16 protein-coding genes are annotated in these 22888 nt (G+C 53.1%); 11 read left to right on the top strand and 5 right to left on the bottom strand.

What is annotated here, in order from left to right:
- Positions 1–44 precede the first annotated feature (44 nt).
- A complete protein-coding gene (locus ACR0AL_RS09230) occupies positions 45–1097 on the top strand; it encodes an acyltransferase family protein (RefSeq protein WP_170350115.1) in 1053 nt (350 codons plus the stop codon).
- A gap of 935 nt (positions 1098–2032) precedes the next feature.
- Here ACR0AL_RS09230 and ACR0AL_RS09225 read toward each other — a convergent pair.
- The 4 genes from ACR0AL_RS09225 to ACR0AL_RS09210 all read right to left on the bottom strand — a co-directional run bounded on the left by ACR0AL_RS09225 (position 2033) and on the right by ACR0AL_RS09210 (position 7551).
- Positions 2033–3622 carry a hypothetical protein gene (locus ACR0AL_RS09225; RefSeq protein WP_480647480.1) on the bottom strand — a complete coding sequence of 530 codons (1590 nt, stop codon included), beginning with the start codon at positions 3620–3622 and terminating at the stop codon, positions 2033–2035.
- A 12-nt stretch (positions 3623–3634) separates the two neighbouring features.
- Positions 3635–4264 (bottom strand): polysaccharide biosynthesis/export family protein, encoded by a 630-nt coding sequence (locus ACR0AL_RS09220; protein ID WP_368039997.1) that lies wholly within the window; start codon positions 4262–4264, stop codon positions 3635–3637.
- Between the two features lie 98 nt (positions 4265–4362).
- Positions 4363–6780 (bottom strand): tetratricopeptide repeat protein, encoded by a 2418-nt coding sequence (locus ACR0AL_RS09215; RefSeq protein WP_170350113.1) that lies wholly within the window; start codon positions 6778–6780, stop codon positions 4363–4365.
- An 87-nt stretch (positions 6781–6867) separates the two neighbouring features.
- The gene (locus ACR0AL_RS09210; protein ID WP_170350112.1) at positions 6868–7551 is read right to left on the bottom strand and encodes a sugar transferase; all 684 of its coding nucleotides are present in this window, start codon (positions 7549–7551) and stop codon (positions 6868–6870) included.
- Between the two features lie 746 nt (positions 7552–8297).
- Here ACR0AL_RS09210 and ACR0AL_RS09205 point away from each other — a divergent pair.
- The 10 genes from ACR0AL_RS09205 (at position 8298) to ACR0AL_RS09160 (ending at position 20837) form a co-directional block, all read left to right on the top strand.
- The gene (locus tag ACR0AL_RS09205; protein ID WP_254438758.1) at positions 8298–9074 is read left to right on the top strand and encodes an ExeA family protein; all 777 of its coding nucleotides are present in this window, start codon (positions 8298–8300) and stop codon (positions 9072–9074) included.
- A gap of 1 nt (position 9075) precedes the next feature.
- Positions 9076–10617 carry a GumC family protein gene (locus tag ACR0AL_RS09200; RefSeq protein WP_170376757.1) on the top strand — a complete coding sequence of 514 codons (1542 nt, stop codon included), beginning with the start codon at positions 9076–9078 and terminating at the stop codon, positions 10615–10617.
- Positions 10618–10648: 31 nt separating this feature from the next.
- Positions 10649–11473 carry a CpsD/CapB family tyrosine-protein kinase gene (locus ACR0AL_RS09195; protein WP_480662745.1) on the top strand — a complete coding sequence of 275 codons (825 nt, stop codon included), beginning with the start codon at positions 10649–10651 and terminating at the stop codon, positions 11471–11473.
- Positions 11454–12338 (top strand): glycosyltransferase family 2 protein, encoded by an 885-nt coding sequence (locus ACR0AL_RS09190; protein ID WP_170350108.1) that lies wholly within the window; start codon positions 11454–11456, stop codon positions 12336–12338. Before ACR0AL_RS09195 ends, ACR0AL_RS09190 begins: the two co-directional genes overlap by 20 nt.
- A gap of 409 nt (positions 12339–12747) precedes the next feature.
- Positions 12748–13752 carry a UDP-glucuronic acid decarboxylase family protein gene (locus ACR0AL_RS09185; RefSeq protein ID WP_437440774.1) on the top strand — a complete coding sequence of 335 codons (1005 nt, stop codon included), beginning with the start codon at positions 12748–12750 and terminating at the stop codon, positions 13750–13752.
- 77 nt (positions 13753–13829) lie between these two features.
- On the top strand, positions 13830–15242 hold the full coding sequence (locus tag ACR0AL_RS09180) for a hypothetical protein (RefSeq protein WP_480647477.1): 1413 nt from the start codon (positions 13830–13832) through the stop codon (positions 15240–15242).
- Positions 15242–16264, top strand: a complete 1023-nt coding sequence (locus ACR0AL_RS09175) for a glycosyltransferase family 2 protein (RefSeq protein ID WP_170350106.1) — start codon at positions 15242–15244, stop codon at positions 16262–16264. Before ACR0AL_RS09180 ends, ACR0AL_RS09175 begins: the two co-directional genes overlap by 1 nt.
- Positions 16248–17180, top strand: coding sequence for a sulfotransferase domain-containing protein (locus tag ACR0AL_RS09170; protein ID WP_170350105.1), 933 nt, complete (start codon positions 16248–16250; stop codon positions 17178–17180). Before ACR0AL_RS09175 ends, ACR0AL_RS09170 begins: the two co-directional genes overlap by 17 nt.
- A 199-nt stretch (positions 17181–17379) precedes the next feature.
- Positions 17380–18723, top strand: a complete 1344-nt coding sequence (locus ACR0AL_RS09165; protein ID WP_170350104.1) for a glycosyltransferase family 87 protein — start codon at positions 17380–17382, stop codon at positions 18721–18723.
- On the top strand, positions 18720–20837 hold the full coding sequence (locus ACR0AL_RS09160) for a glycosyltransferase family 39 protein (protein WP_170350103.1): 2118 nt from the start codon (positions 18720–18722) through the stop codon (positions 20835–20837). The genes ACR0AL_RS09165 and ACR0AL_RS09160 overlap by 4 nt, the downstream gene beginning before the upstream one ends.
- Positions 20838–20861: 24 nt before the next feature.
- Here the strand turns inward: ACR0AL_RS09160 and ACR0AL_RS09155 are convergent, their stop codons facing one another.
- Complete coding sequence (locus tag ACR0AL_RS09155) at positions 20862–22829, bottom strand: hypothetical protein (protein WP_480662744.1); 1968 nt, start codon at positions 22827–22829, stop codon at positions 20862–20864.
- Positions 22830–22888: the final 59 nt, after the last annotated feature.

Raw genomic sequence — 22888 nt, 5'->3', positions numbered from 1 at the left:
TCATGTCATAGTTTTTCTCCCTTTTCGGCAAATGGAATGTTGTATTGCTATATTCTATTCAAGCGCTCAGGGCGATTGCCGCGTCTGCCGTTGCATTGCGTCACAGTGTGTATTTTGTTGATATTTCAAGCACTGACGCTTTTCCGGTAAGCAACTACATTTCGGGCTTGGGTTCTGCCGGTGTTCATATCTTTTTTGTTGTCAGTGGCTTCATCATGATGTGGACCAACCAAGACAGCAGCAGCAACTGGCGTTCCTTTCTAAGAAAACGCTTTTCGCGCATCTACCCGTCCTACTGGTTAATTGCGGCGCTGAGCATTCCGGCAGCCCTCTATCTGGGTGCGCAACTGCCTGACACCGCAGAAAAATGGTTTGGCGCCTTTTTCCTGCTGCCAGAAGGTGCAAGCTCATTGATCTTTGTGGGTTGGACACTGGCCTACGAAGTTTACTTTTATCTGCTGTTTGCCTTGGCACTGGCACTTGGTTTGCCAGCGTTCTACCGGGTTCTGTGGTTGACCGTGTTTTTTGTAGCCAGCATCTTTGTGGGCGTCTTCTTGATCCCTCCCAGCATGGGGTTCATGGGGATTCCCAAATTGGTCACCAGTGTTTTACTTCTTGAATTTGCAGCCGGTGCTTGGATCGGGTGGATGGCAACACGTGGGTTAAAGGCGACCGTCAGCTCAGCAAGCGCCATGATCCTGATAGCTGCGGCTGGGTTTGGCCTAAGCCTTTGGTTGGGTTACAAACAATACCCTTCGGTAATTTTATGGGGTATCCCAAGTATATTGCTGGTCATTGGATGCATTTCGTTGGAGGCGCGTGGCGTTGGACAGCGATTTTTTCGTTGGCTCAGCCCGCTTGGGGATTCCTCTTACGCGCTGTATCTCATCCATGCGATTCTCATTCCGCTTCTAATGGCGTTCATCCCACAATTGGACGATTTGAGCCTTTTCGCGTTTCTCACCCTCTCATTTGCGATTTTTTTGATCAACATTCTGATCTCACATCTTTACTTCCTTTACGTAGAGCGGCGATTGGTGCGGTTATCTAATCAGTTACTCGCCGAGAAAACGAGTGCAAGGCACAGATCACAATAGCAGAGCAGACGGGCTCTATTTGCACGTAAGATAGTTTATTGGGCTGCTATGCGTTGATACAGCGTCCACGGTTTGGCTGCGGCCAATACCCTGAACTCATCGATCTTCTGCTGCAAAAGAATCCATCGCACAGATTACGACGGTATCCGCTATTGCTTCAGGCAAAACAGCTGAAGCTGAAGCTGCCGTGCGATCAGTATCCTCGCTGATCTTTCAAGTGTAGCCTGTAAATCGCCTAGTGATCCGGCCACCCGATTGGGCTGTTGTGTGGGGTTGCCAATTGTCGGCACTGGGGTTTCGTTGAAGATCATAAGAGAAGACAAGGGTATGCAATGGGGCCATAAGACTTGGGGTCTGTGGTACTCTCCAAAAAAAGCAACGACCCCACGAGCGTTGCGATCACGGATCGCCAGTAAGAGTGTTTTCAAAGACAGGATTGAAGCCAGAAGCGTTAGCAAAAAAGAAGGGGACGCGCACTTAGATGCCCGCCACCAAATAAGTTTGGGGGTGTGATCAGATCCAGCACTGCACGGAGTAATACGGCAAGCTTCATGCGACTATCGATTCGCAAACCCTATTAGAAGACCTCTTATCGCCCCCCCCCACAGGACAATGCCAAATCTCTGGTCTAGCGTGTGCCACGTAGAATCCGCCACCTGCAGTTACCGTATGCAGGAATAACAAGGCGGAAACGAAGCTAAAAGAAGCTAACCATGCGTCGAATCTATTTCCCTTGAATGCGATGGGCTGACGCGGGTGAACAAGTGGTCCGATCACTTGTCTTTGGCCCGGCGTTGTTGCCAGCAGGATTTAGGTGGCAAAGCACACCAATGTACTGCCGATCCAAAGACGGATCGGGTTACTCAAAATCCCGATGATCACGGCCACGCTCGGCCTGCGTCAAGGGACCGGTGAGCATTCAATTTTAATGCGGCTCAGGGTTTAAGAGTGAATCGCCGCCCAAGGGTCAAAAACGCCGTGCTTGAGCTGGCAGTAAAGTTATTTTGGTCATCCCTTTCGTATTGGTAGCCAATATTCATCGCCCAGTCCTTTGTGATTGCACGACTGTAAGAGGCGCTGATCGTGCCCCGGGTGCGTGGGTTTGATGGACCTGAACCTTCTGTTTGCTGATCAAGAACATCGACACTGAAAGAGAGCGCCGAAACAGGATTAATGAAATAGTCATATGTCAGAAAGGCTAATGTCTGGCGTGTTTCCAAGCTGTCGGTACTGGTACCAACCCGTCGTTGGATCGTTGCACCGATCCGGGAACTAAGCAGCCGGTACGAATAGTTGAGCTGGCCGATCGGGGTTATCTCGTCAAAAGGCCCCCGGGTGAAACCAATATCAAAATTCAACGTTCCGTTTGTTAGCTGGTAGTTGCGTCCGGCAGTTGCATTCAGCCTAGTGCCGTTCACGCCGAATGTTTGATTGATCCGTACGTCGGCGTTTCCATCTGACAGCGCCTTGTTCCAAGCAAAGTTCCAGACGAAGCTTTCAGTGGTGTTACTCGTATTTGTCGCACGTTGCGTATCGTCGACCTGGCTGTATCCGGCATCCAACGAGACGAATGTCGTGGAAGAGAGGTTATATGCTCCTCCCGCTGAAACAGTTGTAGTCTGCGTTTCAGTTCGCACGTTGTCTTCGGCCGTAAAATCTTCGTAACCGACGCTCAAATTTCCCTGTAAAACCGGAGAAATCTGGAACAACAGTGCTGAATCAAAAATATCTGATCTGTTTTCGATCAGACTCGGGTCGAATGTGTCCTTATAGCGGCGTTCGCGGTGGCTGTAGTCGAACTGGAATCCCACAGGGGCATTCAGACCCACGGCCCAGCTCAGGTTCGCAAGGGTGTTGATCTGATCTCCGGCGGTTCCGAGTACGTCGGCGGAATCAATGATGCCATCCAGGTTGGTGTCTGTCAGCGACCGGTTAAAGGCCAAATCCCGTTCGGTATAATCCAACAGCAGGTCAAGGCTGCTGTTCAATCGGGTACGCTGATAAGCCAATTGCGCGGATGGATCAGAAAACGATGATTCAGTCCCTATGATCGGTTCGTTGGCGATCCGGTATAAGCCCGATAAATCGATAGCCAAAGTGGAATCGTTTGCTTGCTTCAGGATATTCAGGGCAAGCTCGTTTTCCCACCAAGTAGTTGATCCGAGAGACGGATCTGTCAGTCTGAGATTGTTATCATGCCGCAGTGAGGACAGGTAATCTAGCGTGACAATCAAGTCAGACCCCGTACCGGCTGACTGGACAATTGTGGGTGGGCCAACCTGCCGGGCTGGGTTCTGCAGAGCCTGTTGTGCAATCAGCTGTTGGCTGGGCGTTTGCTGAACAACCGTTGATTGGGCGGTCGACTGCTGCAGCGGTGTCTGCGTTGCAGCAGTGGTCTGTGCCGTCGTCTGCTGTATCGGCGGTTGTGGGATTGGGCTTTGTTGACCAACTGCTGGCGTCAATGATGCAGCAAAAGCTACCCCGCACCCCAGCGAAGCGGACAGCCTGTTCCTAAATTTTCCCACCTGTATAAGCCCCTATTCGAACAAGCGGCGTGCTGGAACAACAACAACGTCTCCGGGTTTGAGCAAAGTATTTCCCTGGATGCCGCCGCCCGTGCCTTTGTAGTTGTAGGTGTATCTGTTCATCACGCCTGTTTTAGTGTCGGGCCGCCGCAATTCGATGCGTTTTCTGGCCGCGAAATTGGTCAAGCCGCCAGCCTGAGCCAAAATCTGAAGAATGGTCGTACCCTCTGTCGCAATATGTTTCCCAGGTGCGTTGACCTCACCCATTATGAAAACGTCGATCGTCGGACCGGTTGGGGCGAGCGCGCCCTGCAACGGGGGTGGTGCAAGCGATGCCACCGAAATAAATACAGTCGGCGGTGCATTGAAGTTGGAAGACAGCGCCGACGAGAGCGACGAGCTTAGCCCATTGGTGGATTGCCCGGCTGCGCGAAGCGAGCCAGCAAGCGGGAAGTTAATGGAGCCGTCCGGCAGAACCAATATGGTTCGGTTCAACGTGGGATCTTCCAGAACTTCGACCTGAAGCGCATCACCCGGTTGGATTTGATACGAGCCTTGCGCCCACGATGCTGATGCTGCGACCATGGCGAAGACTAGAGAAATCAATGCTCTTATAACTGTACGCATATATAAATCTTTCACTTTTCCCTCCCTTTTTACCTTTATGTTATTTTCAAAACAATCTGTTGGTTTTTTGACAGGGGCATGGTGCGGCAGAAATGCAGCGTTCCGTCCCCGCATTATTGTCCAGCGATATTTGCTGCGTTCAATTGCTTTATTTCATCCTCTAATGTTGGAGATACATTTATTGTAACCCCAGTTTCTTGTGCGGCCCTAAAGGCGTGCAACGCCGCTTGTGGCTGGTTAATTGCAGCATAGGTTTTGCCCAGATGGTAAAGTACCAAGGGTTGGTCCGGCAAAGCCCTGGCCGCTGGCTCAAGGTATATGAGCGCTTCTTGATAGCGGCCCAGCTGATAGGCAACCCAGCCATAAGTATCCTGAAATTCGGGTATTCTTGTCCCATGCAACCGTCGCGCCAGATGGGCCGCTTGTTGCAGGCTTTCGTCGTCGTTGCGGTGACTCGTCAGAAGGCTTGCCAATTTGTTGGCCACGATCTGAGACTGGTTGCTGAGAGGGTACAGCTTTTCATAGACCGCAATCGCCAAGTCTAGTTCCCGGGCGCGTTCGTGTTCTGTCGCCTGCAGCAATAAAAGATCTGGATTCTCCGGCAGAGTTGATAGCGCTTCATCCAATATGGCTTGGGCCTGTTCAAGCTGTTCACGCTGAATATGCAATGAAAACAAGCTGGCCCAGACACGGGCCGCGTCCGGGTGATCTTTGAGGATCGCGCGGTGAAGTTGCTCGGCTTCGTCGAGCTTACCTTCACCCGTCAGAACGCGAGCTTTCATAAAGCGCAGGTTCAGCGATCCCGGGTCTTCCGCCAGCAATTCATCAAGTCGGTTGGCGGCACCGGTCACGTCGCCCTGTATTAACATCTGCCGGATAAGCGCAATGTCGGCTGACAGGCCAAATTCAGGATCGTTTGCCAGTTCGTCCAAGAAAGCCGTCAGTTCATCCTTGCGTTGCTGGGTCGACAGCATTTGTGATCTGAGGTCGTCTAACCGTTGACGCGCGCTTGGGTCGTCCAGATTGCGGAGTTTGTTCAACACCACATCGAGTCGTTCCCAGTTTTGCAGGTTTAGGTACACATTGCCGAGAGCCAATAACAGTTCAGGGTTCTCGGGAAGCCGGTACAAAGCGTCGTTCAATACGCGTTCGGCAACTACTAGATTGTCCTCTTCAAGAAGGAACCGGGCATAGTTCAGTGTCTCTTTTTGTGCATTCCGGGACGCCTCTGTCGCGAGTGCCAACATTTTACCCATCACAACCCGATCATCGTTGCGCTCGTGGGCGCGCGCCATCAAGGTCATAAGCTGTGAATCCCGAGGTGTGACATCCAGCGTTTTGCGCAACAGCACGATTGTGTCGTTGATTTTATTTTCTTCTATCAACCACGCTGCCTTCAATTTTACAGCTTCAATGTGTGTTGGGTCTTCGACAAGGACGCGCTCAATCAAAGCTCGGCCTTCCTTGGTCTCGCCGACATCCAATAGCATCCGGGCGAATTCCACTTCGCTGTCGCGGGTTTGCGTGGTCCGCTTTGCGTTCGCAAGCAACTCCCGCATCTCGCCAAGTGCGGTTTGCGTGTCCCCGATCTGGAATTTTAGCACTGCCCGCGTGGTTTTGAATCGCGGCGTATCGATTGTGTCCAAAGCAATAATCTGATCCAACTCGGCAATCGCCAGGTCAGGGCCACGGTACTCTGCCAGAAACGCGATGAGTTTTTGCGTCGAAAGGGGGTCCTGCGCCTCCTGCTCTGATTGTTCCCGCAGAAGGCCTTCGGCGGCATCCAGTTTCTTATAGCTAATATAATGTTCGAAAAGACTTTGCTGAATGCTTGTGTCCTCGGGGAAGACCTGCTGCATCTGCATCAGCTGTTTTTCGATTTCCTCGGGCTTTTGCAGTTCCTGCAACGCGCCGAGCCGAATGGTATGCAACTTGGCCTGCTGCGGCGCAAAGCTTAGAGCAATATCGGTTTCGCTTAACACAGTTTCCCAATCCTGAGAGCGGACCAGATCGTCGATGACGATCTGTCGCGCGGACAACAGGTCGGGGCGGTCCTTTAGGAAATCATGGGCGATGGCGACGGTGAGTTCTGCCTCGGCTGTTTTCTTGGTGTTGACGGCCTCGGTATAGGTCAGCGAGTTGTTGAGGGATTTGATCTCGATGTCATCGGGGGCAAGTTCTTTTGCAACACCCGCATAGCGGCGCAGATCTTCCCAGTTCTCAGTTTCCAAAGCCATCTCAGCCAACGCGCGATGTCCTTCGAGGTTGTCCGGGTATTGCTCAACCAGTAACAGAAACTGGCTGTAAGCGATCGAGGTATTGCCGCGTTCACGTTCCAGCCGGGCATAGATCAGGCGGGCTTCTTTGTGTTTGCTATTCAGTTTGAAGACGTTTTTGAATTCGTACAGCGCGCTCTCGACATCATCCTTTTCAAGGAGGGCTAGACCAGCCTGAAAATGTGCCTCGGCCCGTTCTTCGGCTGTGTCACATGCGCTCAACACCAGAACTGCCGCCAAAAAAACAGCCGCCAATCTGTTGCCAAAGGATAAAAAAGTTACACGCAACGCTGTACTCCCGCAGAATCTACGAAAGGTACCCACCTTGTGGCGTGCCCTGCCTCAGCAGCCGGTGCCGCGCAAAACAACGGAAACCGTCCTGATCAGGATGGAAAGATCAGTGCCGAACGACATACTCTTCCAATACTCAGTATCATGAAATGCACGCTCGGCAAAAGTAGACTGGTTGCGTTTGGAAACCTGCCACGGCCCAGAGATGCCCGGCCGCATGGAATTGTAGAAATCGCCAGGATACAGTTTTTGCTGGTTCACCATCATAGGGCGGGGGCCGACCATGGACATCTCGCCTGTGAAAACGTTCCAGAACTGCGGTAGCTCATCCATCGAGGATTTGCGCAGAAACGACCCGAACTTGATGATGCGCGGATCATTGAGGAGCTTTTGATTGCGATCCCACTCTTCCCGTGCGCCCGGGTTGTTTGCCAGATGCTTTTTGAGAACTGTCTCGGCGTCATGCACCATGGTGCGCAGCTTGAGCATTTTGAAAATCTTGCCGTCTTTGCCGACCCGTTCCTGCCGATAAAAAGGCGTCACACCCTGGCAGGCCAGAAATACGGCCAAGAACAAAACCATGGGCACAACAAACGGCGCTGCAAGCAGCACAAAGACGATATCAAAGATGCGTTTTCCTACACTTCTGTAAATCCCTGGGTAGGTCGCCAGGGCAGGTGCAACAGAAATATTAGAGTAGCCAGTATCGGCTACGTCCTTCGAATGACTTGTCACTATTTAAACCCCCAGCACAAACAAAAAACCAAGAACCACTTACCCAACTCAGAAACTGACTACGCTCAACCTCGTCACATATTTAAGAAATATTGTTTTATTATATTGCAGAGCATTGCCGTTTACACACACGATACCAGCCTGCTCCACTCGCAAAGATTAACAAATTCTGGTCATCTTGCAAAACATTAATCATGACAGCTTTGTGCGCAGAACCTGAAAAGAGTGGGTATTTCAGGGTTGTTTGGAGCTGGGATGCGCCAGACCTGATTGAGGGTCTTGTGAGATTCTGTATCCAATACTGCAACAATTTGCATAAAACTTAGTTTTTGGTGCTTAATACTGCATTGTGCGGCGGGGCGGGAATTTTCTTTGTGAGGCTAGTCTTTGGTCTCTTTGCCGCTTTTCTGCACAGTCTTCTCAAGTGTTTGATGGGCATTACGACGGATACCACCAGGGATTGAGGTGGGCGAGCGCCAAATCACCAAGTGTGAAATTTAGTGCTGATTGCTAGTGTGATTTTGTGGCAGAGTAGTCCCCAGCTGCATTTGATTTATGTAATATGTGTATCGTGTAAGAGGTTTCTGGTGGTTCAGGGTATGAGTGTGGGTAATCTCCGGGGGGCCAGTACGAGGTTTGACAAGGCGGAAGGCAACCGTGGTGCAATGGCGTCCAGTGACGGGTTTTATTTAGAATTCTTCGGGCTGGACCGGCGCCCCTTTACGCTGCTTCCGGACCCTGGGTTTATGTATTGGTCACCGCTGCATAAACGCGGTTATTCGGTGCTGCAATTTGGGATCATGAGCTGCGCACCGATTACGCTGCTGACTGGTGAGATCGGGGCCGGCAAGACGACCCTGGTTCAGCAACTTCTGAGCGAAATGGAGCAGCAGATCACCGTCGGGCTGATCTCCAACGCACAGGGCGGGCGAGGAGAGTTGCTGCAATGGGTGCTTCATGCGCTGGGTTTGCCGATTAATAAAGACGCCACCTACGTGCAGCTGTTCAGGGCGCTGCAGGATTTTCTGGTCTCGGAATATGCCGCTGGGCGGCGGGTGGCTCTGATTTTCGATGAAGCGCAGAACCTGACAGTCGAAGGGCTTGAAGAAATCCGCATGCTGACCAACATCAATGCCAACACGGATGAGTTGATCCAGCTTGTTCTGGTCGGACAGCCCGAACTACGTGATTTGGTTCTGGACCCGAAAATGCGCCAGTTGACGCAAAGGGTGGCTGCAAGTTTCCATCTGGAGCGGATGGATGAAGCTTCGGTCGAAGCCTACATCCGGCACCGGATGAAGACGGCGGGTGGCTCAGGCGAGGAGTTCACGGATGACGCCTGCGCACTGATTTTTCAGCAGACCCGCGGCGTTCCGCGCCTGGTGAATCAGTTTTGCGATTTCGCCCTGATGTACGCTTGGACCAACGAAGCTGACAAAGTTGATGAAGATGTTGTCAATCAAGTGGTCGAAGATGGTGTATTCTTCGGGGGGAATTCACTAGAAAAGGAGGCAATAGTCTGAAATGGGCCCGGTTCGTTACTATTCTTCCATTTTTCTGAGGCGGCTCCCGTATTTCCTTGCTGTGTCTTTGGTTGTTTCGGTGGCTTCCGTCATCATAGCGATAACGTTGCCTCCGTCATACGAGGCTCAAATGCGGCTGATCGTTGAATCTCCTCAGATTTCTGGGCACCTGGCGTCCAGTACTGTCAATACTCCTGCTTTCGAACAGATGCAGATCGTTGAGCAGCGCCTGCTCACACGGCCGGTTCTTCTGGAAATAGCGCGAAAGCAGTTGGTTCTGGAAAACATAGACAATGCAAGCCCCGATCAAATTGTTGGTGTCATGCGCAACAACACGACGATTCAAATCAGCTCTGGTCAGGGCCAAGCCAACCTAATGACAATTTTCTTCAATGCGCGATCGGGTCAGATCGCTGCCGGGGTGTTGAATGAATACCTGACCGAGATTCAGAAGCTCGACGTGACCTATCGCAAGAACCGCGCGTCAGATACGCTTAGTTTTTTTGAAAAAGAAGTCGAGCGTCTTGGGAAGGAGCTTGATATACGCAGTTCCCGGATATTGGAATTCGAGAGAGAAAATTCCGACGCATTGCCAAGTAACCTTCAGTTCCGAACCGCGCAGCAAGCGGCATTGCAGACCAATCTAGAACAAACGGATCAGCAGATTTTCTCGCTTAAAAGCCAACGCGAGAAACTTTTGGAGATTTATGGTTCAACCGGCCAGATCGTGGGCGTAGCACAGCAAAACAGAACACCTGCGCAGGCGCAGCTGGATCAGTTGCTGAACGAACTCGACTCGAAGCTCGCGATCTATTCGGAAACCAATCCGCAGATAAGGCTTCTGCGTGCCAGAATTTCCAAATTGGAAGAAACTGTAGTTGCCGAACAGGCAGCCAACACAGCAGCGACTAACCCTCAGACGGGCAACTCGACGCTGGATCTACAACTGGCCCAGTTTGATTCTCAGATTTCGGCCCTTGAGGATCAAAGGATTTCAATTGTGGACCGCTTGGCCAAGCTGACGCTGACGATTGATCAGACCCCGGCCAACGCGATTGCGCTTGCAGAGCTGCAGCGGGATCATGACAACATCCAGGCCCAGTATAACAGTGTGGTCGATCGATTGGCGGCGGCATCGACCGGTGAACGGATTGAAGTGACAGCACAGGGTCAGCGCATATCGGTAATCGAATATCCTGTCGCGCCAGCTGCACCGACAAAACCCGACCGCATGATGGTAGCGGCAGGGGGAACTGCCTTTGGCATTTCGCTTGGCCTGGCTTTGGTTGTTCTGCTGGAACTTCTCAACCGTACGGTGCGTCGTCCAGAGGATTTGATCAACAAGCTCGAAGTTTGGCCGATCGCAACCATTCCCTATTTGCCCTCACGAGGAGAGATGATTAGGCGCCGGATTGGCTGGAGCATGGTTGTCCTGGCTATTCTGATTGGTGTGCCCGCGGCAGTTTGGGCCTTTCATACGTATTATTTGCCACTGGATTTGATTGCAGAACAAGTGATCGAAAAGTTGGAGGTCTATTGGTGACTTTTGTATCTACAAGATTGGACAGGGTGTGATGGATCGTCTTCAAGAGGCAATTCGCAAAGCTCGCAATGAACGCGAAAGCCGCCAAGCGGAACCTATTCTGCAACCCGGGGCTCCGCAGCCTGTTCCAACTGATGACAGCCAAGATGCCTGGAGTTCTCTGCCCGAGTTGCAGATTGATCAGAACTTGATCGCTCGTAATCGTCTGATTGCCTATCACGGCGGGCCTGAAGCTGCCCCCTACGATATGTTGCGGACAAAGATGATTCAGCAACTTCAGTCCAACGGCTGGCGGCGCATCGCCCTGACATCCCCGTACAGCGGATGTGGTAAAAGCACGGCGGCCGCAAATCTTGCCTTTAGTCTGAGCCGACAGAAGGACCTGCGTACAATCGTCATTGATTTTGATATGCGACGCAGAGGGTTGGCCGAAATCCTGCGGCAGACCGGCAATCACAGCATGTCCGATGTCATTAAAGGAAACATTTCGTTTGAACAGCATGCGCTGCGCCATGGTGAAAATGTAATCTTTGGATTGAACTATTCGTCAACACGCAATCCAGCCGAGATTCTGCAAAGCCGGGCCATGATCGAAACACTGGAACAAATCGAAGCAGAGTACCAGCCGGATATCATGCTGTTCGATACTCCGCCGCTGATGGCCAGCGACGACAGCCACGGGTTCCTGAAGAACGTTGACTGTGCCCTGCTATTGGGTGCCGCCGAAGAAACCAGCGTGGACCATGTTGACCTGGCCGAACAGCAACTGGCAGAGCTGACGAAGGTCATGGGCATCGTGCTGAACAAATGTCGCTATATCAGCGAGGCTTTCGGCTATGAGTACGGCTCGTACTGATCCGGCTCCGACGGATGCGGTCATTATTCCCCATTACAACGACCCTGATAGACTGGAACGATGCCTGCGGGCGTTGATGGAGAACGACACCACCGAAACAGAAATCGTGGTTGTAGACAACGCGTCTCCGGTCTCGTTGGACGAGGTGAAGCTGGCCTTTCCTGATGTGCGGTTCATCACTGAAACCCAGAAGGGCGCGGCGCATGCACGAAACAAGGGTATTGCCGCAACCACAGCGCCAAGGTTGTTTTTCATAGATGCCGATTGCGTTCCAGCGCCTGACTGGCTGACGGTCGGCCGCGCAATCGCCAACCGGGCTGACCTTGTCGGGGGCCGAGTTGACGTGTTTGACGAAACCCCACCACCGCGCAGCGGGGCCGAGGCGTTCGAGGCCGTTTTTGCATTCAATTTCCGCAGATATATCGAGGTTCAGGGGTTTTCCGGTGCTGGCAATCTGCTGACGCGCCGCGACGTGTTCGACGCGATCGGCGGGTTTATAAACGGTATATCGGAAGATCAGGAATGGACCATGCGTGCTGTCGCGCGAGGTTATAGTCTGGTGTACGAGGATCGGTTTCGTGTCAAACATCCGTCAAGACAAGATTGGTTCGCGCTCAGGACGAAATGGCGACGCATGACGCAGGAAGCGTATCAGTTGAACGGAACCGGAGGCAAAGCACGCCTGAGATGGGCAATTCGCGGATTGGCAATGCCTGCCAGTGCCATGGTACATACGCCAAAGGTTCTGGCCAGCAGCAGACTGAATTCAACCGGTGAAACCTTGCGAGCTATTGCCACTCTTATCCGGCTCAGGTGTACACGAATGGTCTGGATGCTGCGCCAGGCCGCCGGTGGCTCCATCTGAACGAGGTCCGGTAAGTAAGCACGGCTTAAATTTACCATAACATTGATTCCACGTCTTGAAACATGCGTTACACCCGCATTTGGTCCCCGCTTGGCTCCAAAAGGCTTAACGTTATTTTTTTGACGTACTCGGAACAGTCTCGGTCTGAGCGCACAATTGTTTAGCCCAGCTTTGGTAACTGGTTCTGAAACATGGCTCATACAACCGGAAACCACAAAAACCGCAGAGCGCGCATATTTATCCTTCGTCCCCCTCTAAATTTCGTGTAGCCTCAACCGCGATGTACATACTGAGTGCAGGCGCTCAAATTTGCAGCCGAATTATTTGTTTTATTCGTTTGTAGTGCCTGATCGTTTTAGAAAACCGACGCGAAGCAATACCGGTCGGATTATAACTGCAGAGAGCGCTGATGAACGCGTCTGATTTTGATCCCAACGACATGCATCTAACCGCCAAGCGGATTCTGGTTACGGGTGGCGCAGGCTTTCTCGGCTCGCACCTGTGCGAGGCCCTGCTGAAACAAGGGCACGAGGTTTTGTGTGTCGACAATTTTTTCACGGGTCGGCGCGGAAACCTGCACCACCTGCTACAAAACCCCCGCTTCGAGGTCATGCGCCATGACGTGACCTTTCCGCTGTATGTTGAAGTGGATGAGATTTACAATCTGGCCTGCCCGGCCTCTCCGTTCCATTACCAGCACGATCCGGTCCAGACGACCAAGACGGCTGTGCATGGTGCGATCAATATGCTGGGACTGGCCAAGCGGGTCGGTGCTCGAATTCTGCAGGCTTCGACGTCCGAGATTTACGGCGATCCGCAAATTCACCCGCAAACCGAGGATTACGTCGGCCACGTCAATCCGATCGGACCGCGTTCATGTTATGATGAGGGCAAACGCTGTGCCGAGACGTTGTTCTTTGACTATTACCGCCAGCACAACCTGCCGATCAAAGTGGCGCGGATCTTCAACACCTACGGGCCGAACATGCATCCCGATGATGGGCGTGTCGTATCCAATTTTATCATGCAAGCCCTGAACGGAGAGCCTATCACCATTTACGGTGACGGCAGTCAGACCCGGTCCTTCTGCTATGTATCCGATCTGATTGACGGGCTGATTAAGCTGATGGAATCCTCTGATGATGTGACCGGGCCGATTAACCTGGGCAATCCGGTGGAATTGAGCATTCGTGAGCTGGCCGAGTCAGTGATCCGCCAGACCGGCTCGAACTCTGAGCTGGTGCAGCGCCCGTTGCCGCCAGACGACCCAATCCAACGCCAGCCGGATATCACGCGAGCCCAGGAACAGCTGGGGTGGTCACCTCACGTACCGCTGGAAGAAGGGCTGGAAGCAACAATCGCCTATTTCCGGCGCATAGCTGTGGCGGCGGAGAGCGCTGTAGAACGGATATGAACGTATCGGTTTCCTCTGATAGGCCATCTTGGCGAATTGGAGGATTTCTGCTGCTTGCCGCGGCGGTGCTTGCCTGTTTGTCCGTGCTTTTGATAAATGGCGGGCCTCTCTACTACTTCGACACCGGCAGTTATATTCGACAGGGCAACGTGGCGCTGAACAGTTTGCTGCCAACAATAAGCGAGAGCGGCAGCGCAGGTGGAAGTAGCGCTGCGGATCAGGACAATACCGCAACCGGATCCCGGTCACTGATCTATGGCATTGTCATGGCCCTCTTTTTTCGCGCGGGCGCCCTTATTGCCGTTCCAATCTTTCATATGGCTGGCATATTTCTGGTTGTTTGGCTTCTGGCACGGACGACAAACCGCACTCTGGAAGAGGCCCGCAGCACATCTTTGCTGACCACAGTGCCGCTTCTGGTTGCGGCTCTTTCCTCATTGCCGTTTTACATCGCCTATATGATGCCGGACATATTTGCGCCGGTTTTGCTGATCGTAATCGCTGCGCTGACGGCGGTCGGTCGCACAATGCGAGGCTGGGAACTTTTTGTGATGTCAGGTCTGGCTGTGTTTTCCGTCATTTCACACCCGTCACATTTGGCAATCGCTGGGCTTATGGTGCCTTTTGTGATCCTGGCCGCCCTATTCATGAAAGCACGGGGGCGATGGCGGGCAGTGATATTGCTTGTGATCGTGCTTGCGATTGCAGTGGCCGAGCGCAAAGCCTTTCAGATCGCGGTGGAAACCAAAACAAACAAAGAAGTCGTCTATACACCCCACATCACCGCGCGGCTGATTGTAGATGGGCCGGGCATGGACTACCTGAACGACGCCTGCCCCGACACAAACATACCGACATGCGCCCTGCACGAGGCCCTTTCATGGTCTGATGATCCCTATCGGTTGACTGTGTCGCATATCATTTTCGAGCGCTCGCCCAAGCTTGGATCATTCCGGCTTATGTCAGCAGAAGACCAGAAGAAGGTTGCACGTTCCCAGCGTGACTTCGCCAAGGCTGTGTTTCTTTCCCGTCCCATTGCCACATCTTGGGCCCTGGCCAAGAATGGTTATCGCCAAATTTTGCGTGACAGCGTTTGGATGACAATCCCGACAGAGCAGGCGCTTGACAACGCTCGCCATCTTGCACGGTTAGACGACTCTCAACTGCATCTGATTCAAGGCGGCCTGCTGTCCAAGGATCGCGGTTGGCTTACGCCGGTTAATGCGCTGCACGGCTTTATCTATGCCGTTTCGTTTGCTGTTATCGTGGTCTTTTTGCTGACCCCGCGCAGCGTGCCGCGCGATATCAAGCTATTTGCCCTATTCATCCTGATAGGAATTGCGGTCAATGCGCTGGTTTGTGGTGGGGTGTCACAGCCAGCGGACCGATATGGCGCTCGCGTGATGTGGTTGCTTCCGTTCACTGCAGCCTTTCTTCTTATCATAAGGTGGCCCCCTGCCCTGCGCGCCGCCACCAAAAGGGATTTGTGATGTCGGATCATTCATTGTCCATTAGTGTCGTTATGCCCGCCTACAATGCCGAGCATATGTTGCCCCGCGTTCTGACCCCGCTGATTGAATTGCTGAATGTCGGACAGGTGCAGCAGGTTCTGGTTGTGGATGACCAGTCCCCAGACGGAACGGCCGCGCTTGCACACGAGATGGGGGCGACGGTCCTGACAACACCGGTCAATGGTGGGCCGGGCGCAGCCCGCAACCTGGCTGCGCAGCACGCCACGGGCGATATACTATGGTTCGTCGATTCCGACGTCATCGCCTGGCCTGACGGCCCGGAACATATCCGCCGCGCCATGTCCGAAGATAATGTCGCTGCCGTTTTCGGCTCGTATGATGATGCACCGGACGGGCAGTCCTGGTTTTCGCGCTATAAAAACCTTTTGCACCGTTATCACCACCAACGCGCACGGCGCGAGGCCCAAACTTTCTGGGCTGGGTGCGGTGCCATCCGGCGCGACGTTTTCCTTGAGGTCGGCGGGTTCGACGTCAAAACCTATGAGGTCCCGTCGATTGAAGATATCGAGCTGGGGTATCGGATTGCCAATGCTGGCTACCGCATCCTTGTCGAGCCGCAGTTGCAGGGCAAACATCTGAAGGTCTGGACCATGCGCAACAGCCTGACCACTGACATCTATTGCCGCGCCCTGCCCTGGGCCCGGCTGATGATTTCACGCGAAGGGCTGACAGACGATCTGAACACCTCGATGGCCGAACGGGTTCGGGCCGCGATTGCTGGTCTGCTGTTGTTGTCGGTTCTGGCCCTGCCCTTCTGGCCGGGTGCATGGGCCCTGCCTTTGCTTTTGCTAGTGGCGGCTTTGGTCGCCAATTTCGATCTGGTGCGCACGATGGCCGGGCATGGTGGGGCATGGTTTGCCTTTAAATGCCTACTGTATCACCAAGTGTATTACGTCTATTCGGCCACGATCTATGTCTGGTGCCTGTTCGAGTATCACGTTCTGGGGCAAAAGCAGAAACTCCATGTCACCCGAAACTGAAATTTCGGGCCCTGCGGCACGGATGCCGGATTTCCTAATCCTTGGCGCCGCGCGGGCCGGTACAACGGCGCTGTACAGCCATCTGCGGCAAAACCCGAGTATCTTCATGCCGTCCGCCAAAGAGCCCAATTTCTTTGCTTTCGAGGGCGAAGCCTTGAATTTCTCTGGGCCGGGCGCGGACTATGTCAACAACTCGGTCACGCAGATCGCCGACTATCATGCCCTGTTTTCCGATGCGCCAGTGGAGGCGGTCTGCGGAGAAGCATCCCCGCTATATCTTTATGCACCCAAGGCGCCTGAACGCATTCATCGCCGTATTCCCCGGGTGCGTATGGTGGTTATTCTGCGAAATCCAATAGATCAGGCCTTGTCCCATTACCTTTATGCGGTAAAGCAACGGATCGAACCGCTCGAGGATTTTTCCGCTGCATTGGACGCCGAAAACGAACGGCTTGCCGCAGGTTGGCAACCCCTGTTTGGGTATTCACGCTTTCCGCTCTATGCACAGCAATTATCGCGCTATTTCAAGCTTTTCGACCGCAGCCAATTCCTGATCCGAACCTACGAAGAATTTCAGGACGATCCGAAAGACGTCATCGACAGCATCACTGCATTCATCGGGGCCGATACAAGCTTCCAATCTGACCTGTCATCGCGGGTAAATGCCGGCGGCGTGCCGCGCAGCCGTCTGTTTCAGGATTTCCTGATGAAACCCAACCCGATCACCGGAATGATCGCCCGTGTCATGTCACAGGAACTGCGCTGGAAAATCAGGGATCGCCTGTCCCAATTCAACCTCAAACGCGAGGTGGAAATGCCAGACCGCGCACGCGCGATCCTGCGTGAAAGGTTGCTGCCGGAAATCGAAGATTTGGAACATCTGTTGGACCGCGATCTAAGCTCCTGGCGAGCCTGATCGCACTTCTGGCAACAATTCCCCCAAATCCAGCAGAATGTGCATGCCGTACTTGTCGTTTTGCATTTCTGCCAAGGTGCAACCACCAATACTTTGATTTTGAGCAGCATGCTTTAGAATAGCCCTGTGTTTTATGGGCTGTTGTCCGGTCGATCGCAATTAGTACCGGGCGACGGTGATTTAGTGGTGACAGTTTTTTATGGACGACATTGACAGAGCAACAGCTTCGTCGCGAATGACACCGGACAGCAATGCGCGACGATTGTTCATCAGCCCCGTTATTGCACGGCGCGTTACCCTTTGTCTTTCGCTGCTTATGTTTGCCTTGGCGTTGGCTTATCTGCTGCTGAAGATCACGCAACTGTCTGCCCTTCCCGCAGGGTATGATTTCCGGTTCATCTGGGTGGCGGGTGACATGTGGCACGGTGGCATAAACCCCTACGGCCCGACGTTTTTGGCGCATGGCGAAGCAAATATTGAGGTCGGACATGTCCCGGTTCTGTGGCCTTACCCACCGACTTGGTGGATTTTTGCCGCGCCTTTGGGGGCGCTGGATTTGAACACTTCGAGTGTCGTCTGGAATATCTTCGGTCTGGTGATCGTCATCGCAATTTGCGGCATGTTGACCAGCGCTTTTACCACCGCATTTCCGGGGCGCGCCCAGATGATCGGCGAGTTCACGGGAGGTCAGGTTTTTTTCCCGCTTTTCAGTGTGGTGTTCTTTCTTTTAGCGATCCTCGAAGCTACCGCGATCCTGTTTTCCGTTGGTCAGACGACTCTGATCGCAGGGCTTGGCATTGCCGTTATGCTGTGGAGCCGCGTCGGCGGACGCCTCTTTTTCGAAGCCATCGGTTTGACGCTGGTACTGCTCAAACCGCAGATCGGAGCGCCTTTTGTGGTCCTATACCTGTTGTTTGATGCGCACTCTCGGAAAGTGGTTTTGATGGCCGTGCTTCTTTCCGCCCTGCTGACAGTGCCGCCGCTTTTGGTCGCTCCAAGTACCATTTTGGATTTCTTTCAAAATCTGGCTGCTTATGACGGTTTTACAATTGCCAACCTTCCACAATCCATGACGGGTCTGCGGCTGATCATTTGGGAGGTTACGGATCGTGATATCGGTAGCTCTGTGGCCACGATCATCACGCTCGTGATCATTGTGGTGCTGTGTCATGGCCCTACCCGGCTGACGCGCGCCTGCGACGCCAACAAACATAGCTGGCAGATCTTCGGATTGGCCTGCGCAGCTATCGTCGCGCTGGCGCCGCTGCATATATATGATTTTGTGCTGTTGGCCTCCCCGCTGACGCTGCTGTTCAGGGGGCGGATCGTCAGCACTCTGTTCGCCGGGCTTGGCGCATTGCTGATCTGGCGATCGGAAAACCTTGTCGATATCTGGGCCTTCCATGTGGACGGGGTCGAGATCTTTCCAAGCTCGCGTTTGGCAACCATTGGCGCCTTGCTGTTTTTAATAGCGGTCGTTGATACAGTTCTGCAGCTGAACAGACAGAAGGCCAGCGCTTCAAACCAGTCTTCGCGCGCATGACTGTTTTTCTAAAATCATCGCCTGCGCCGTCTCGTCCGTGGCGCATTGCGCTTGCTGGGTTTGCCGGGCTGGTCGCAGTGCTGATACTTGTTTTTTCAGTACAGAGTGCCTTGCCCGGCATCCGCGATCTGGCGCAATGGTGGATGCTGATGGTCGCGCTAGCGCTGACCCTCTTTTCCGTTTTTGTTTTGTGGGATCTGACGCTATCGGGTTTGATGCTGCTGCTTTTGTTTGTGGGCGGGGCATCGCAGCTTTATGTGACCCAACCGCTTTGGTACCCGGCGCTACGCCTCCCGCCCAGAACGACCATCGAAATGGCGATGTATGCCATAATTTTCGGACAGGGCGCCCTTTCGGCTTTTGTGTTGTTTAGAAATTCTAGTGACAGCAAACTCTCTCAGGTTATCAGCGATTTGGGCGTAAAACGCACTGCTCTGTTCCTTTTGCTCAGCGGTGCGTTCACCATACCGATCCTCGACCATCTTCGCCAAAACGAAATCGACGTCTATTTCATTCAGCTTGCGGCGGGGCTGATCCTTGTGGTCATCAACCTGGTGACGGTGATCGCATTGGCTGCCACCTTGCCCAGAGGGGTTACTCTGCCCGCGGGATGGCGATGGGCAGGCTGCATGGCCACTGTTTTTCTGATTGCGACATTGGTGCTGGAATGGTTGGCCTTTGAACGGGTGCCGCATGTTCAGGATGAGCTTGCCTATATGTTTCAGGCCAAGACCTATGCGAGTGGCGCCCTTTATGTGCCGGCACTGCCGGAAGGTCCCCGCGCAGCTTTTGAGTTTTATCTGCTAGATCATCATAACGGGCGCTGGATATCGGTCTTCACGCCCGGATGGCCTGCATTTCTGGCGGTGGGAGTTTTTTTTGGAGTGCCCTGGTTGGTGAACCCAATTCTGGGCACTGCGTCCATCTTTCTGGCGCAGGGGGTGATGCAACGGTTAACAAATGCCCGTACGGCCAGCATCAGCACTCTGATCCTGGCGACCTCCCCCTGGTTCATCGCGATGTCGGCGTCACTGATGTCCCATACATTCGCCCTGTTTCTTGTCTTGCTGGCCTGGCTTTTGATCCTTCGCGCCGAAGAAGGTGAATTGAAACGGGCCGTTCTACTGGTGTTTGTGGCCGGCTTGGCACTGGGTTGGTTGTTCCTGACCCGCAACCTTGACGGCCTGTTGCTTGGAATTCTGACGGGTCTGTTTCTGTTGTGGCGCGGAGGTGCCTTACGCCATCCCCTGACTGTACTCAGCTACAGTGTGGGATGCGTGGCAACCGGAAGCCTTATCTTTTTCTATAATTACTACTTCACTGGCGACCCGCTGTTGACAACATTATCAGACTATTATCAACGAACCTGGGTTGATGGATCCAACGCCTTTGGGTTTGGCCAAAACATAGGCTCCCCAGAAGGCTGGGGCCACATGGAACTGCGCCCGCATGAACATTCCCCGTTTGAAGGTCTGGTCAACACGCTGACCAATATCAGCGCGCTTCATACCGATTTCATGGGTTGGGGGATCGGGTCGCTCGTATTTGTCTGGATCTTGCTGATCTATGGCCGCATCAACGCCACGGACCGGATGATGCTTGCGATCATTATCGTCGTAGCGGGTGCACACGCCCTTTATTGGTTCGTAGCCAGCTTCTACGTGGGCCCACGATATTGGTTCATGATGATCGCTCCCCTGGTGTTCCTGAGTGCCAGAGGAGTTCTGGAAACTGGCATCCGATTGGAAACCATTGGCCTTTCGTCAGCTTCGGACAAACTTAACGCCGTGCTTCTTATTCTGTGTTTGTTTTCAGTGACAGTATTTTTGTCCTACCGAGGCGTCACAAGATATCACGAGCATCGTACCTATGATGACCACTATCGCTATCTGTCGCTGCCTGACACGGAAGGTCTTGTCCAACCGCTGGTCTTAATCAATCCGAAAAGCCAAATTGCTTCGGCACTGTTCTTCAATGATCCTTCGTTTCCCTTGGACGAGCCGGTTTTCGCAAAGGATCTGGGAGGCACAGCGAATGACGCCGTGACTAAGGCTTTTCCGGGACGCCCCGCCCTGTATTACGACGAGCGCGAAGAGACGTTTTCTCGGAAATAGACATTTCGCATGGGGCCGATTTGGTTATCTTAGGCCCAATAGCTTTGCAATATCCCAGACCTGACGTGGAGAGGTTTGTGCTCCGCGACCGAAGATTGTTTCCCGAGGCACTTTGTAAATGGGTGCAATGCTCACCGGGACGTCTGCATTGCTAAAATCTTCTTCATAGGTGGGCAAATGATCAGTCACCAAAACCCTACCTTCCACGGCTTCGCCCAATCGAATTTCATCGGGCGCCAAAGCCTCAGTTTCCAAACGGACAAAGTAAGTAGGCGTGACATTGGCTGGAACCGGCATCTGTGCGTACACATAGACCGAGACAGTTCCCGCTAAGTATTGGTCCTGCAATTCGACATCTGACCAACCAGGGGGAAAGGCCTTCCTTATCAGAGCTGGCGTAATCCGGATCTCCTCAAGGTCAAAAAACGGGTCAGCGTCGATTTCAATCGCGATACGCTGCCCCAAATCGCGGGTCACTGTAAATGGGCGCAAAGTCGTAGGCCAACTCAGCCAAGTACTGACAGCAAGCCCTGCCAACGCCATCACAAAGGCTGAGGCCGGCGCTGCCTGAACCGGGCGCAACCGCCAGAAGACAATCAGCGGCAACAGAACAGCCGGTGCAAAATGGTGCGGCAGAATACGATAAGCCTGAACATAGAAGAACAGAACGTACCCTACAGTCATGAGTGTCAGCGTTCTGGAAAACGTATCCTGCCAGCGCCAGGCCAAAAGCGCTAGTCCAGGCAAAAGCCCGCCGGGCAGAAGCCAGAACAGAAACCGCTGCGTATCGAATATAGTCACATAGCGCAGACGACGCAGAATTGACCCCGTGCTGAATTCACCGGATACCCCCGTCACACCCGTTTTTGCCAGTATGGCCAAAGAGAAAGAACCTAGGATCACAATCGCCAGGGCTATCAACACTCCTACGATCACCTGCTTAATGGGTTGAAACCAGTTCAAAAGCAGGTGCGCCAATAGAAAGAACCCTATCAGCAGAATACCGTTTGGTGCGGAGCAAAGAGCTAGCGTTGACACAACCGCCATCCAGCCGAGTTTTTGGTCGCGGAAGAACAAGATGTAACCCAAAACTCCCAGTATAATGGGCGGTTCGCGCGTCATTGGCATGGCAATGTCTGCAAAATATGGATTGTAGGATGGATTAAACGCCATCACGAAGGAAAACAGAAGCAAGGCTGCGCCCAGTCCGAAAACAGACCAGACATCGGTGCGGTTGTTTGGCGAACGGATAAATGCCAGCATCACTCCGAACAAAATCGACACGCCAGGCAGATAAGCAAATCGAAGGGCCGCTTCGGACGACCCAAACACCCGAAGGAAGCTGGTTTGCAGAAATACCTCAGTCATCATTTTCGGATTTGGGTAACCGGTCATTGAACCAGCATCCAAAGGCCAAAACGGCAGTCCCCGAGAAATGAACAGGATAGCGCTCAGTAAGCTATGCGCCCCATCGTCATTGAGAGCTTCCCAATAGAATTTGGGCGACAACAACAGCAAAACAATCAAGGGAAGCAGAACCATACCGGCCACATCCCATCCCCGGCCCCGGAAGATGTCCTGCGCAGGCCGTCTGATGGTTAAGCCAGCCCCGGGCAGGCAAAGCAGAACGACCAACACGATGAAAGCTGTTCCTGTCATCGGGATACCGCTGACAGCCTGCACAATCGCCGCAATCGTAGGTACGCCAAAAAGGGAAAGCGTAAAACCTTTCAACAGAAAATGTTCAAAACGGTCTTCGGGTCGAGCAATACCCAGCGCTAAAAGCAGACCGGGGGTGACAATTAGTATCGACGCCGACAATGCCACCAGAGGCGCCCAGACATACAAAAAAAACGCATCCTTGGCGATAAAATAGGGGGACGGCCCCTCTGCGAATGCAACTTTTGCTGCAATCTGACCTGCTATGTTTTGTCCCATCCAGACGATGCCGACCAGAATTGCCAGCAAACCAAGATAAAAAAATTGCTTCATAGTTCTGGTCATTCAATCATTTCGAACTCTAAGAATTGTTGGTCCAAAAAGTCCGGCAC

This window comes from Ruegeria sp. BB1, assembly GCF_056539465.1.
This window is presented reverse-complemented; position numbering and strand designations above follow the sequence as displayed.

What these genes read in the sequence shown, in the direction of transcription:
- ACR0AL_RS09205 (WP_254438758.1), top strand. Translation starts at nt 8,298, where the DNA reads ATGTATTGGTCACCGCTGCATAAACGCGGTTATTCGGTGCTGCAATTT.
- ACR0AL_RS09200 (WP_170376757.1), top strand. Translation starts at nt 9,076, where the DNA reads ATGGGCCCGGTTCGTTACTATTCTTCCATTTTTCTGAGGCGGCTCCCG.
- ACR0AL_RS09195 (WP_480662745.1), top strand. Translation starts at nt 10,649, where the DNA reads ATGGATCGTCTTCAAGAGGCAATTCGCAAAGCTCGCAATGAACGCGAA.
- ACR0AL_RS09190 (WP_170350108.1), top strand. Translation starts at nt 11,454, where the DNA reads ATGAGTACGGCTCGTACTGATCCGGCTCCGACGGATGCGGTCATTATT.
- ACR0AL_RS09185 (WP_437440774.1), top strand. Translation starts at nt 12,748, where the DNA reads ATGAACGCGTCTGATTTTGATCCCAACGACATGCATCTAACCGCCAAG.
- ACR0AL_RS09175 (WP_170350106.1), top strand. Translation starts at nt 15,242, where the DNA reads ATGTCGGATCATTCATTGTCCATTAGTGTCGTTATGCCCGCCTACAAT.
- ACR0AL_RS09170 (WP_170350105.1), top strand. Translation starts at nt 16,248, where the DNA reads ATGTCACCCGAAACTGAAATTTCGGGCCCTGCGGCACGGATGCCGGAT.
- ACR0AL_RS09165 (WP_170350104.1), top strand. Translation starts at nt 17,380, where the DNA reads ATGGACGACATTGACAGAGCAACAGCTTCGTCGCGAATGACACCGGAC.
- ACR0AL_RS09160 (WP_170350103.1), top strand. Translation starts at nt 18,720, where the DNA reads ATGACTGTTTTTCTAAAATCATCGCCTGCGCCGTCTCGTCCGTGGCGC.
- ACR0AL_RS09155 (WP_480662744.1), bottom strand. Translation starts at nt 22,829, where the DNA reads ATGAAGCAATTTTTTTATCTTGGTTTGCTGGCAATTCTGGTCGGCATC.